This is a genomic window from Streptomyces flavidovirens DSM 40150 (assembly GCF_000429085.1).
Lineage (GTDB): Bacteria > Actinomycetota > Actinomycetes > Streptomycetales > Streptomycetaceae > Streptomyces > Streptomyces flavidovirens.
Genome location: NZ_AUBE01000002.1, coordinates 256,064 through 268,032 on the forward strand (window position 1 = coordinate 256,064; position 11,969 = coordinate 268,032).

The window sequence follows — 11,969 nt, forward strand, 5'->3', positions numbered from 1 at the left end:
GGTTCACTCCTACTGGGGACGGGTTGTGAAGGGATGACTCCGGGGCGTAGCACCCCTGGGCCTCGACCAGACTGACACGACGCGACATTCAACGCATTTCGATCATTAACGCTGCGTACGCGCCTTCTCGTCCGCCTCGCCCCCCGCCCCCACAAGCCCCTTCGAGACCCCCGCCAGCCGAGGCTCGAACCGCTTCATCTCCCGCTGTCCCACCGCCCCGATGACCGCCGGCAGATACCCACGCACGGACTGCATACCCCGCAGCCACCACTGCGCGTACACGTGCGACGACCGCCGCTCGATCCCGGCGACGATCCGGTCCACCGCCGGACCGAGCGGATACGTCCGGTTCGACGGCCACGGCAGCCGCTGCCGCAACTCCCGCATCACGTCGTCCTGGTCCGCGCCCCGCACCATGTCCGTGTCGGTCCACGACAGGTACCCGACCCCGACCCGCACCCCGCGATACCCGACCTCGGCCCGCAGCGAATGCGCGAACGCCTCGACGCCCGACTTCGACGCGCAGTACGCCGTCATCATCGGCGCCGGCGTGATCGCGGCCAGCGACGCGATCTGGAGGAAGTAGCCCCGGCTCTCCATGAGCACCGGCAGGAACGCCCGCCCCGTCACCGCCCCGCCCACCAAATTAACCTCGATGACCCGCCGCCAGGCGACCGGATCGGAGTCCACGAACGGCCCACCAGCCGCAACGCCCGCATTGGCCACAACGATGTCGACCTTCCCGAAGCGTTCCTTCACCTCCCGCGCCACCTGCGCCATCGCCTCGTGGTCCGTGACATCGGCGTACCACCAGTCCGCCTCGGAGTGCAGCCGCCCCGCCACCTGCTTCAGCTCGTCCGGCTCCAGGCCGACCAGCGCCACCTTCGCGCCGCGCGCCGACAGCTTGCGGGCCAGCAGCTCGCCGACTCCGCGCGCCGCGCCGGTGACGACCGCGACCTGCCCTTCGAGACTCTGCCTGCTGCTCATACGGCCTGCTCCTTCTCTCCCTCTTCGGTCACCACAACCGGAACGGCGACGTACGTGCGCACAAGCTCCCGAAGCTTCGCCGTGACGGCCTCCGGCGCCTCCACCGGCGTCATGTGCCCGACGCCGGTCAGCTCGGTGAGCCCCAGCGAATGCGGCAGCGCGGCCACAATCTCGCGGGCGTGGACAGGCGGCGTCAGCCGGTCGGCGGACCCCGCGATGAAGGCGGTGGGTACGGTCAACTCCCGTACGCTCGCGCTGAGGTCAAGCTCCCCGAGCACATGCGACCAGGCCACCCGCGCCGCACGCGGACAGGCGTGGACGATACGAGCGCACTCAGCCACCCGCTCCGGCGACGCCCCGGGCCCCATCGTCCCGTACTTGAGGATCTTCTTCGACAGCGGCGTGACTGGCCCCAGCGGCGCCCGCGCCCCCAGCACCGCCCGCGTGATCCGCGTCCGCAGCCGCCCCGCCCGCATCGGCAGTACGAGCGACTCCGCGACCAGCCGCGAACTGCCCGTACTGCACAGCAGAACGGCCGCCACGTGCTCGCGGAACCCGGCCCGCCCAGCGGCAGCCATGATCGTCATGCCGCCCATGGAGTGCCCGGCCACCACGGCCCGCTCGCCGGGCGCGAGTGCGGCGGCTAGCACTGCTTCGAGGTCGTCGGCGAGAGCGTCGGTGCTGTAACCGTCGCGCCCGACGGCCGGCGAACGCCCATGCCCCCGCTGGTCGTACACCACGACCCGGTACGCACCGGCACCCGAACCGGCCAGCTCCCGGATCTGCGCCGACCAGAAGAGCGTCGAGCAGGTCCAGCCGTGCGCCAGGACGAGCGCGGGGGCACCTTCGGGCCCGTACACCTCGACATGCAGGCGCGATCCGTCGGCGGAGACGGCGGTCAGCTCGCGCGAGGCGACGAGCGGCTGCCCCACAACACTCATCAGCCGGCTCACGCGACGACCTCCGCGCCCTCGGCCCCGACCCCGGCCCCAGCCCCAGCCTTGTCGCCGCCCGCCTCCTGAGCCCCCCGCACCCTGATGACCTCGTACTCCGCGAGGTTCACCTGCCGCGTCGCGCGCCGGAACTCGCTCGGCGTGCCCGGCCAGATGGTGGTGTTGCGACCGTTCGCGTCCAGATACCAGCTATCGCAGCCGCCCGTGTTCCACACGGTCCGCTTCATCCGGTCCTGCACCCGCCGGTTCCACGCATGCACAGCCGAAGCGCGCGCCCCGAGAGCCGCCCTGCCGCCCAGCACCCTCAACTGCCGCAGATAGTCGGCCATGTAGTTGAGCTGGGACTCGATCATCAGAATCATCGAGCTGTTCCCGAGCCCCGTGTTGGGGCCGATGATCGTCATCCAGTTGGGGAAGCCCGCCGCCGTCGCGCCGCGCAGCGACTCCATCCCGTCCTTCCACGCCTCTGCGAGCGTGATGCCGTCCGCGCCCACGACCCGCTCGGCGATCGGCATGTCTGTGACGTGGAAGCCCGTCCCGAAGATGATCGCGTCGACTTCGCTCTCGGTCCCGTCGGCCGCCACGACCGTGGAGCCGCGCACTTCCCTGAGCCCCGAGGCCACCACATCCACATTCCGCTTCGCGAGCGCCGGGTAGTACGAACTCGACAGCAGGATGCGCTTGCAGCCGATCCGGTACGACGGCGTCAGCTTGGCCCGCAGCTCAGGGTCCTTGATCGCCCTGGTCATGTTGGCCTTGGCGAGCGACTCGATGGCACCCAGCTGGTTCGGATGCTTCGTAAACGCGGTGACCTGCAACTCCCGTATACCGAAGAGCAGTCCGCGCCGCGCCTTCCCGGTGAACGGCAGTTGCCGGTGCAGCCACCGCTCGGGCCCGGTGATGGCCCGGTCCATGCGCGGCATCACCCACGGCGGCGTTCGCTGAAATACCGTCAGCTTTGCGACGTCGGGCTGGATCGACGGCACGATCTGGATCGCGGACGCGCCCGTCCCGATCATCGCGACGCGCTTGCCGCGCAGGTCGTAGTCGTGGTCCCACCGCGCCGAGTGGAAGACCTTGCCGGGGAAGCCGTCGAGGCCGGGAATGTCCGGAATCTTGGGATCGGACAGCGGCCCGGTGGCGGACACCACCACATCCGCGGCGATCGTCCCCTGCGCGGTCTCGATCTCCCAGCGCAGCTCGTCGCCATCCCAGCGCATCATCTTCACTTCGTGGTTCAGCCTGATGTGCGGCCGCAGCCCGAAGGTGTCGGTGACGTGCTCCAGGTACGCCCTGATGTGCTCCTGTCCCGAGAAGGTGCGCGGCCAGTCGGGGTTGGGCGCGAACGAGAACGAGTACAGATGGGACGGTACGTCGCACGCGCACCCCGGATAGCTGTTGTCGCGCCAGGTGCCGCCCACCGCATCGGCGCGTTCCAGGACGACGAAGTCGGTGATCCCCTCGCGGCGCAGCCGGACGGCAGCGCCCAGGCCACCGAATCCGGATCCGATCACCGCCACTCGTACGTGCTCGTGCTCGGCCATGCCGACGCCTCCCGCAATCCCACGACTCTGCCAGCAATCACTGGCACGATTGGGAGAGTAGAGCAGGGGCGTACTGATGGGTAGGGGTCGGACGCCAGAAAGTTACCGCCGGTACGACATAGGGTTCTGCCGTGGACAAAGCCGCAGAAGCCCGTGAGTACCGCATGGAGGAGCTGGCCAGGAAGGCCGGCATCACCGCGCGCACCCTGCGCTTCTACCGCGAGCGCAAACTGCTGCCGCCACCCCGCCGCGAGGGCCGCATCGCCTGGTACGACGACCGCCACCTCGCCCGGCTGCGCACCATCGCCGCCCTGCTGGAGCGCGGCCACACCCTGAACGGCATCGCGGACCTCGCCACCACCTTCGAGAGCGGCCGCGACGTCGGCGAGCTCTTCGGTCTCGGTGAGGACGCCGCCCCCGCCACCTGGACCGAGGAGACCCCGGTCCGCCTCACCCCCGAGGACCTGGCCGACTATTTCGCGGGCGAGGTCACCACGGAGAACCTGGCCACCGCACTCGACCTCGGCTACCTGGCCATCGACGGCGAGGAGATCGTCCACATCAGCCGCCGCCTGCTGGACGTGTCGGCGGCCCTGGTGCGCGAGGGCGTCCCGCTGGCCGCCGTACTCCAGGCGGGCAGGGAGGTGCGGGAGCACACGACGGCCATGGCGGAGATCTTCGCGACCATGGTCCGCAACCACCTGGGCGAGGAAGCGACGAGCGACGCCCCCACCGCGCCCGCCACCCCAGCCACCCCAGCCACTCCCGCCACCCCAGCCACCCCAGCCACTCCCGCCACCCCCGCCGCCGCCCTGGAACGCCTGCGCCCGCTCGCCAAGAGCGTCGTCGAGGCGGAACTCTCCATGGCCCTGGACCGCCTGGTCAGGGCCGAGAAGGACGCCTAACCCCCGAGCGGCTGCTCGAACACCGCTGTCACCGGAGCATGGTCCGACCAGCGCAGGTCATAGCTGGCCGCCCGCTCCACGTACGCCTTGACCGCCCGGCCCGCGAGACCCCGCGTCGCCACCGCGTAGTCGATGCGCCATCCCGAGTCATTGTCGAAGGCCTTCCCCCGGTACGACCACCAGGTGTACGGCCCGTCCTGGTCCGGATGCAGTGCGCGCACCACATCGACGTACTCCGCCTCCTCGAACACCCGCGTCAGCCAGGCCCGCTCCTCCGGCAGGAATCCGGAGGACTTCCGGTTGGCTTTCCAGTTCTTCAGATCGGCCTCCTGGTGGGCGATGTTCCAGTCGCCGCACACCAGCACCTCGCGCCCGTCCGCCGCCGCGCGCTCCTTCAGCCCCTTCAGGTACGGCAGGAACTCCCCCATGAACCGCAGCTTCTCGTCCTGCCGCTCCGTACCGACCTCACCGGAGGGCAGATACAGGCTGGCGACCGTGGCGCCGGGCAGGTCGGCCTCGACGTACCGCCCGCTCCCGTCGAACTCGGTACTGCCGAACCCGACCTGCACCCGCTCCGGCTCCCGCCGCGTGTAAAGCGAAACACCGGCCCGCCCCTTGGCCGCGGCCGGGGCGTGCACGGCGAACCAGCCCTCGGGGTCCCGGACCTCCTCCGGGAGCTGCTGCGGTTCGGCCCGTACCTCCTGGAGGCAGATCACATCGGCGGAGGTCCCGGCCAGCCACGGCACGAAGCCTTTCTTGGCGGCGGCGCGCAGGCCGTTAACATTCACGGAGGTCACAGTGAGCATCCCGGCACAATACAGACACCGAAGCCGCTCGCCGCAGCGCACCGCATAGAAGTACGCTCTTCCGCATGCATATCCGCCCGCGCCCGTACAACCACCCCGACGCCGTCAAGCTCGAAGCCGAAGTGCAGCAGGAGTACATCGAGCGCTACAACGGCGACGGCGACACGACGCCGCTCGACCCCGCCATGTTCCGGCCGCCGGGCGGCCTCTTCCTCATCGCGTACGACGACCAGGACCGCCCCGTCGCCACCGGCGCCTGGCGCACCCAGGACGAGAACGGCGAGGGCTACTCGGACGGCGACGCCGAACTCAAGCGCATGTACGTCGTCCCCGCGTGCCGCGGCCTCGGCCTGGCCCGCCGCATCCTCGCCGCCCTGGAGGCAGACGCCCGCACGGCCGGCCGCAGCCGGATGGTCCTGGAGACGGGCACGCAACAGCCGGAGGCCATCAGCCTCTACACGTCGAGCGGTTACGCCCCGGCCAAGAAGTTCGGCCACTTCCGCGCGTACGAAGACAGCCGCTGCTTCGCCAAGCCACTGAAGCCGTGACGCACACCACGCGCACCACGCCCACGACTCCCGCCGTGCCACAACCCACCGCGACCTGACAAGGTGACAGCCACGAATCGATCGCACCGCACAACGCCGAAGAACCCCTGCCGGGTTTCCCCGGCAGGGGTTCTGAGCTGCGGTGGACCTGTGGGGATTTGAACCCCAGACCCCCTCGATGCGAACGAGGTGCGCTACCAGACTGCGCCACAGGCCCTTGCAACGAGTGAAACTTTAGCACCTCGATCGGGGTGCTCGGTAATCCGTTCCTTCGCAGGTCACTCGTTGGCCGCGCGCGGTCGGTCGCCTTCCTCGTACTGGTCGAAGAGCGGCGTGCGGCCGTGGCCGCGGTCGCGCCGGGCGGGGTTCGCGGGGCGGCGGGCCGGGGCCGGTTCGGCGGCGGGCGGGGGGTCGGTGGCGGGGGTCGGCTCGGCGGTGCTGGAGCGGGCCGAGCTCCAGGTGCCCGGGTCGCCGAAGTCGACGCTGCCGGTGGCGCGCGGGGCGACGGGAGCGGTGACGTACGTCGGCAGCGGGACCGGGACCGGGTCCCAGCTCTCGCCGCGGGCCGAACCCCGCTCACGCTCGCGCTGCTGGTCCACCCACTCCGCATGGTCGGTCTGCTCCACCAGCGCGCGGCGGCCCGCCTCCTGCGGCGAGACCGCGGGCGCCGGCTCGGGTTCGGGGCGTACGACAGGCTCCTCGTCCGGGTCTGCCGAGACCGGCCGGCGGCCGGGGTGCGGGCGGCGCTCGCGCAGCCGCTGCGCCGCCGCTTCCGCCCTGCGCCGGTCCATGGTGAAGGCGAAGCGCCGCCGCTCGGTGGCCCGCAGATGCACGATGTACGTGCTCAGCAGTACGGCGGGGACGGCCGGCGCCCAGAGGAACCGGAGCCCGCCGACCGCCGCGACGATCGCGCCGAGGGTGAAGGCGAGGAAGAGGATCACAGTGGTGCGCCGACGGCGCGCGAGGACTTTCGAGCGCCGGGCGCGTTCGGCGGCGGCACTCGCGGTGCGCACGCGCCGTTCCTCGCGGACGCTCTCGCGGGCACTCTCGCGCGCGTCCTGCCGTGCATCCTGCCGCGCGTCCTGCCGTACGTCCTGCCGCGCAGCCGGGCGCTCCGTTTGCGTCGGGGGCACGGCGAAGGCCCGGACGTCCACGGAACTCAACCGGTCCGTGACGGCGTCCGGGTCCACGTCGGGCTCCGCCTCATCCGCGGCGCGCTCCCGCAGCTCCCTGGCATATCGGCGCTCCATTGCCGCCCGTCCGGACAGCAGCCGGATGGCGGTGCTGAAGCGTTCCGTCGGACGGGCTTCGTTGAGCTCGTCCTGCCTGCGGAGCCACATCGGCACCAAATAGGCGGCCCAGGCCCCGACGATGACTGCGTAAATCAGGCCGCTGCTGCTCACACCCCACACCGTAGAGGGGTTCGCGCAAGCCCATCCGCCAATTGAGCCGGTGTGTCGCACGATCTGGCTGATAACTCGAACTTTTTTGTTGCTGATCGGATCAACGAACCGCTTTGGGAGTTCCCTCGCGGTCAGTACGGCCCTTTAAATTCGAACACTTATCTCATTTATGTGAGGTGCCGGGTCGTGCCTGGTGCCAGCGGTTCAGCAGCCCCTCGGGCACTTCCTCAGCCGTCAGCGCGTAGACCAGATGGTCACGCCACCCACCGTCGATGTGAAGGTATCGGGGACGCAGCCCTTCCTCGCGGAATCCGAGCTTTTCCACGACCCTGCGACTGGGCGTGTTCTCGGGGCGAATACACACCTCGACGCGGTGCAGACCGACCGTACGGAAACAGTGGTCGACGGCGAGCGCGACCGCCGTCGGCATTACGCCGCGGCCCGCCACCTCCCGGTCCACCCAGTAACCGACGTGCCCCGAGCACATCGACCCCCAGGTGATCCCGGCGACCGTCAACTGGCCGACGAGCTGCCCCCGGTACTCGATGACGAAGGGCAGCATCCGCCCGGCGTTCGCCTCCGAGCGCAGGTGGCGGACCATCTGACGGTACGTGGGGCGCTGGGCCACCGGGCCCGCGGGCGCGGGCGGCGGGATCGTCGCCTCCCAGGGGCGCAGCCAGTCGCGGTTGCGCCGGTTCACCTCGCGCCAGGCCCGCTGGTCGCGCAGCCTTATCGGGCGGAGGGTGACATCGCCGTCCACCAGCTCGACGGGCCAGGACGAGACGTTCAGCTCGGGCTCCCGGGTCGGGGGGAGCCGGATCCGGAACCGGGGTGGTCGCCGCCCCGGATCTGGTCCACCGCGTGGAGCACGAGGCGCTCCAGGACCGCGAGTCCGTCCCGCACGCCGCCCGTGGAGCCCGGCAGGTTCACGATCAGCGTCCGGCCCGCGACGCCCGCGAGGCCTCGGGAGAGCGCGGCGGTCGGGACCTTCGCGAGGCCCTCGGCGCGGATCGCCTCCGGGATGCCCGGAATGTCGTAATCGAGGACGCGGCGGGTGGCGTCGGGGGTGCGGTCGGTCGGTGAGATGCCGGTGCCGCCGGTGGTGAGGATGACGTCGTACGCGGCGGCGACCCCGGCGCGCAGGGCCTGCTCCACCGGGTCACCGTCGGGCACCACCTGCGGCCCCTCAACCTCGAAGCCCAGGCCGCGCAGGCCGTCGGCGAGGATCGGGCCGCCCCGGTCGGCGTAGATGCCGGCGGAGGCCCGGTTGGAGGCCGTCACCACCAGGGCGCGGCGTGGCGGCCGGGGTGCGGACGCGTCCGGGGCGGGGGCGGCGGGCCCGGCGGCCGACTCGTGGCTGTGGCTGTACACCTCTCCGGCGCGGGGAGCGGGGCTCATGCCCGGCTCCAGTCGCCGGACTTGCCGCCCGTCTTCTCCTCGACCCGTACGTCGGTGATGACCGCGGCCTTGTCGACCGCCTTCACCATGTCGATCACGGTGAGCGCGGCGACCGTGACGGCGGTCAGTGCCTCCATCTCGACGCCCGTACGGTCCGTCGTACGCACGGTCGCGGCGATCTCGACCGCGTCGTCGGCGACCGTGAGGTCGAGCTTCACGCCGGACAGGGCGAGCGGGTGGCAGAGCGGGATCAGGTCGGGCGTGCGCTTCGCGCCCATGATGCCCGCGATGCGGGCGGTGGCGAGGGCGTCCCCCTTGGGGACCCCCTCGCCGCGCAGCAGCTCGACGACGCGCGGCGCGACGAGGACGCGTCCGGTGGCGCGCGCGGTGCGCGCGGTGACGTCCTTCTCCGAGACGTCGACCATGCGGGCAGCTCCCGCCTCGTCGATGTGCGTGAGCCGTTCGTGCGTACTCATTACGTGTGGCGCTCCCGGTCAGGGCCTGTGAGACCTGACACGGTACCCCCGCCGGGCCCCGGTCAGCCGAGCAGGACCACGTCGACCTCGGTGCCGGGCTCGACCTCGGTCGTGTCCTCCGGGACGGTGATGAGGGCGTCGGCGCGGGCGAGGGCCGCGATCAGATGCGATCCGGCGCCGCCCACAGGGGTGACGGTGCCCGACTCCTCGTCGTACGTACCGCGCAGGAACTGGCGCTTCCCGGACGGGGAGGAAAGGGGCTTGTCCGCGCTCAGGGCCGCGCGGACCAACGGACGGTGCACGTCCTTCAGGCCCATCAGCGCGCGGATCGCCGGGCGTACGAAGAGCTCGAAGGAGACGTACGACGAGACCGGGTTGCCCGGCAGGGCGAGCAGCGGGGTGTGCTCGGGGCCGATGGAGCCGAAGCCCTGCGGCTTGCCGGGCTGCATGGCGAGCTTGCGGAAGTCGACGCCGCTGCCGGGCTCGTCCTCGCCGCCGACGGACGACAGTGCTTCCTTGACGACGTCGTACGCGCCGACGCTGACGCCACCGGTGGTGACGATCATGTCGGCGCGGATCAGCTGGTCCTCGATGGTGGCGCGCAGCGTTTCGGCGTCGTCGGTGACGGCGCCGACGCGGTAGGCGATGGCTCCGGCGTCGCGGGCGGCGGCGGTCAGCGCGAAGCTGTTGGAGTCGTAGATCTGGCCGGCCGCCAACGGCTCGCCGGGCTGGACGAGTTCGCTGCCGGTCGACAGGACGACGACGCGGGGGCGGGGCCTGACCTTGACGGTGGCGCGGCCGATGGCGGCGAGCAGGCCGATCTGGGGCGGGCCCAGGACCGTACCGGCCTCCAGGGCCAGGTCGCCGGCCTGGACGTCGCTGCCCCGCGCGCGGACATGTGCCCGCGCCTCGACGGGGCGGTGGACGCGGACCTCGCCGGACGCGCCCTCGGGGGCGCCGCTCGCGGCGCGCATGGTGGCGGCCGGGCCGCCGCCCGTACCCCCGTCGGTCCACTCGACCGGGACGACGGCTTCGGCGCCGGGCGGCAGCGGGGCGCCGGTCATGATGCGGGCTGCCTCGCCGGGGCGGACGGTGAGCGTCCGGCCGCTGCCCGCCGCCACGTCACCGATGACGGTGAGGACGGCGGGGAACTCCTCGCTGGCGCCCGCCACATCGCTCGTACGGACCGCGTAACCGTCCATCGAGCTGTTGTCGAAAGGCGGCAGGGCGATCTGGACCGTGATGTCCTCGACGAGGACACAGCCCTGCGCGTCGGGGAGTTGCAGCTCGATGGGCTCGAGCGGGCTCACCGCGGCGAGGATGTCCTCAAGGTGCTCGTCGACAGACCAGATCGTGCTGCTCAAGGTGCCTGCATCTCCTCGGTCACATAACTGCGAAGCCAGGTCCGGAACTCCGGCCCCAGGTCTTCACGTTCGCACGCGAGTCTGACAATGGCACGCAGATAGTCGCCGCGGTCGCCGGTGTCATAGCGGCGGCCCTTGAAGACGACGCCGTGCACGGGGCCGCCCACCTTCTCGTCCTCGGCCAGGTGCTGGAGGGCGTCGGTGAGCTGGATCTCACCGCCACGGCCCGGCTCGGTCTTGCGCAGTATCTCGAAAACAGCCGGATCCAGCACATAGCGCCCGATGATGGCGTAATTGCTGGGCGCGTCGGCCGGCTCGGGCTTCTCCACCAGGCCGGTGACCCGTACGACATCGCCTTCGGCGGTCGGCTCGACGGCCGCCGAACCGTACATGTGGATCTGGGCGGGGTCGACCTCCATGAGGGCGATGACGCTGCCGCCGTACTGCCCCTGGATCTCGATCATCCGGGAGAGCAGGGGGTCGCGCGGGTCGATCAGGTCGTCACCGAGGAGTACGGCGAAGGGCTGGTCGCCGACGTGCGGCGCGGCGCACAGGACGGCGTGGCCGAGGCCCCTGGGGTCGCCCTGGCGGACGTAGTGCATGGTGGCGAGGTCGCTCGACTCCTGCACCCGGGCCAGCCGTTCGGCGTCACCCTTGCGGCCGAGGGCCGATTCCAGCTCGTAATTGCGGTCGAAATGGTCCTCAAGGGGACGCTTGTTGCGGCCGGTGACCATGAGGACGTCGGAGAGACCCGCGGTCACCGCCTCCTCGACCACGTACTGGATGGCCGGCTTGTCGACGACAGGCAGCATCTCTTTTGGAGTGGCCTTTGTCGCCGGCAGGAACCTGGTGCCGAGGCCGGCGGCAGGGATGACAGCCTTGCTGATCCCGGAGTGCGACTGAGTCATGGGCGAACGATATCCGTTGCGTATGGGCGGAAGATTAGGCTCCGGTCAATAAATTCTCATACGAGGCGTTTTGTGGAGCCGCTGTGTTGTCTGACGAGCCTGACAAGGCCGGGTTGCGAGAAGAACTCCTCGGCATGAGGTCCCGGTTGACCAGGGATGACGTCGAGAAGGCCGGAACGGTTCTGGCCCGCAGGGCACTGGAGCTGCCGGAGCTCGCGGACGCCGGGACAGTCGCCGCGTACGTCTCCATCGGGAGTGAGCCCGGCACCCGCGCGCTGCTCGACGCGCTGCGCGAGCGGGGCGTACGGGTGCTGCTTCCCGTGCTCCTGGCGGACAACGATCTGGACTGGGCCGAGTACGAGGGCGCCGAGCGGCTCGCGCGCGCCCGGCTCGGGCTGCTCGAACCGCAGGGCGCGCGGCTCGGCGTACAGGCCGTCCTGGAGGCCGACGCGGTGCTGCTGCCCGGCGTGGCGGTGGACGGGCGCGGGACGCGGCTCGGGCGGGGCGGCGGCTCGTACGACCGGGTGCTCGCCCGGCTGGAGGCGGCGGGCGCGCGGCCTCACCTGGTGGTGCTCCTGTACGACGAAGAGGTGGTCGCGCGGGTCCCGAGGGAACCGCACGACCACCCCGTGAGCGCCGTGGTGACGCCGGGCGGTGTCAGGCGCTTCACGGCCTGA

Annotated in this window: 13 protein-coding genes and 1 tRNA gene; 3 read left to right on the forward strand and 11 right to left on the reverse strand. The window is 71.0% G+C overall.

Going from position 1 to position 11,969, the window contains the following annotated elements; translation table 11 throughout:
- Positions 1-105 precede the first annotated feature (105 nt).
- From G412_RS0103855 to G412_RS0103865, 3 genes are read right to left on the reverse strand one after another with little or no spacing between them, the layout of a single operon-like run.
- On the reverse strand, positions 106-987 hold the full coding sequence (locus tag G412_RS0103855) for an SDR family oxidoreductase (RefSeq protein ID WP_028810911.1): 882 nt from the start codon (positions 985-987) through the stop codon (positions 106-108).
- Positions 984-1,940, reverse strand: a complete 957-nt coding sequence (locus G412_RS0103860) for an alpha/beta fold hydrolase (protein WP_028810912.1) — start codon at positions 1,938-1,940, stop codon at positions 984-986. The genes G412_RS0103855 and G412_RS0103860 overlap by 4 nt, the downstream gene beginning before the upstream one ends.
- Positions 1,937-3,484 carry a flavin-containing monooxygenase gene (locus G412_RS0103865; RefSeq protein WP_028810913.1) on the reverse strand — a complete coding sequence of 516 codons (1,548 nt, stop codon included), beginning with the start codon at positions 3,482-3,484 and terminating at the stop codon, positions 1,937-1,939. The genes G412_RS0103860 and G412_RS0103865 overlap by 4 nt, the downstream gene beginning before the upstream one ends.
- 131 nt (positions 3,485-3,615) lie before the next feature.
- On the opposite strand from G412_RS0103865, the gene G412_RS0103870 reads away from it, so the two are divergent.
- Complete coding sequence (locus G412_RS0103870; RefSeq protein ID WP_425274441.1) at positions 3,616-4,389, forward strand: MerR family transcriptional regulator; 774 nt, start codon at positions 3,616-3,618, stop codon at positions 4,387-4,389.
- On the opposite strand, the gene G412_RS0103875 is transcribed toward G412_RS0103870, so the two are convergent.
- Entirely contained in the window at positions 4,386-5,195 is an 810-nt protein-coding gene (locus G412_RS0103875; RefSeq protein ID WP_028810915.1) for an exodeoxyribonuclease III, read from the reverse strand. The genes G412_RS0103870 and G412_RS0103875 overlap by 4 nt on opposite strands.
- 65 nt (positions 5,196-5,260) lie before the next feature.
- On the opposite strand from G412_RS0103875, the gene G412_RS0103880 reads away from it, so the two are divergent.
- Positions 5,261-5,743 (forward strand): GNAT family N-acetyltransferase, encoded by a 483-nt coding sequence (locus G412_RS0103880; protein ID WP_028810916.1) that lies wholly within the window; start codon positions 5,261-5,263, stop codon positions 5,741-5,743.
- Between the two features lie 143 nt (positions 5,744-5,886).
- Here G412_RS0103880 and G412_RS0103885 read toward each other — a convergent pair.
- From G412_RS0103885 to galU, 7 genes are all read right to left on the reverse strand, one after another.
- A tRNA-Ala gene (locus G412_RS0103885) sits at positions 5,887-5,960 on the reverse strand.
- Between the two features lie 61 nt (positions 5,961-6,021).
- On the reverse strand, positions 6,022-7,146 hold the full coding sequence (gene sepX / locus G412_RS0103890; protein ID WP_028810917.1) for a divisome protein SepX/GlpR: 1,125 nt from the start codon (positions 7,144-7,146) through the stop codon (positions 6,022-6,024).
- A gap of 163 nt (positions 7,147-7,309) precedes the next feature.
- Positions 7,310-7,936, reverse strand: a complete 627-nt coding sequence (locus tag G412_RS0103895; protein WP_028810918.1) for a GNAT family N-acetyltransferase — start codon at positions 7,934-7,936, stop codon at positions 7,310-7,312.
- Entirely contained in the window at positions 7,933-8,544 is a 612-nt protein-coding gene (locus G412_RS0103900; protein ID WP_078606775.1) for a MogA/MoaB family molybdenum cofactor biosynthesis protein, read from the reverse strand. The genes G412_RS0103895 and G412_RS0103900 overlap by 4 nt, the downstream gene beginning before the upstream one ends.
- Positions 8,541-9,020 (reverse strand): cyclic pyranopterin monophosphate synthase MoaC, encoded by a 480-nt coding sequence (gene moaC / locus G412_RS0103905; protein ID WP_028810920.1) that lies wholly within the window; start codon positions 9,018-9,020, stop codon positions 8,541-8,543. Before moaC ends, G412_RS0103900 begins: the two co-directional genes overlap by 4 nt.
- A gap of 62 nt (positions 9,021-9,082) precedes the next feature.
- A complete protein-coding gene (glp, locus tag G412_RS0103910) occupies positions 9,083-10,384 on the reverse strand; it encodes a molybdotransferase-like divisome protein Glp (protein WP_028810921.1) in 1,302 nt (433 codons plus the stop codon).
- Positions 10,381-11,292 carry a UTP--glucose-1-phosphate uridylyltransferase GalU gene (gene galU / locus G412_RS0103915; protein WP_028810922.1) on the reverse strand — a complete coding sequence of 304 codons (912 nt, stop codon included), beginning with the start codon at positions 11,290-11,292 and terminating at the stop codon, positions 10,381-10,383. The genes glp and galU overlap by 4 nt, the downstream gene beginning before the upstream one ends.
- Positions 11,293-11,378: 86 nt before the next feature.
- Here galU and G412_RS0103920 point away from each other — a divergent pair, with 86 nt between their 5' ends.
- Entirely contained in the window at positions 11,379-11,969 is a 591-nt protein-coding gene (locus G412_RS0103920; protein WP_279626753.1) for a 5-formyltetrahydrofolate cyclo-ligase, read from the forward strand.

Bases quoted from the DNA above. Each gene is read 5' to 3' on its own strand.
- G412_RS0103875 (WP_028810915.1), bottom strand. From the start codon at position 5,195: ATGCTCACTGTGACCTCCGTGAATGTTAACGGCCTGCGCGCCGCCGCC.
- G412_RS0103880 (WP_028810916.1), top strand. From the start codon at position 5,261: ATGCATATCCGCCCGCGCCCGTACAACCACCCCGACGCCGTCAAGCTC.
- G412_RS0103900 (WP_078606775.1), bottom strand. From the start codon at position 8,544: ATGAGCCCCGCTCCCCGCGCCGGAGAGGTGTACAGCCACAGCCACGAG.
- galU (WP_028810922.1), bottom strand. From the start codon at position 11,292: ATGACTCAGTCGCACTCCGGGATCAGCAAGGCTGTCATCCCTGCCGCC.
- G412_RS0103855 (WP_028810911.1), bottom strand. From the start codon at position 987: ATGAGCAGCAGGCAGAGTCTCGAAGGGCAGGTCGCGGTCGTCACCGGC.
- G412_RS0103865 (WP_028810913.1), bottom strand. From the start codon at position 3,484: ATGGCCGAGCACGAGCACGTACGAGTGGCGGTGATCGGATCCGGATTC.
- moaC (WP_028810920.1), bottom strand. From the start codon at position 9,020: ATGAGTACGCACGAACGGCTCACGCACATCGACGAGGCGGGAGCTGCC.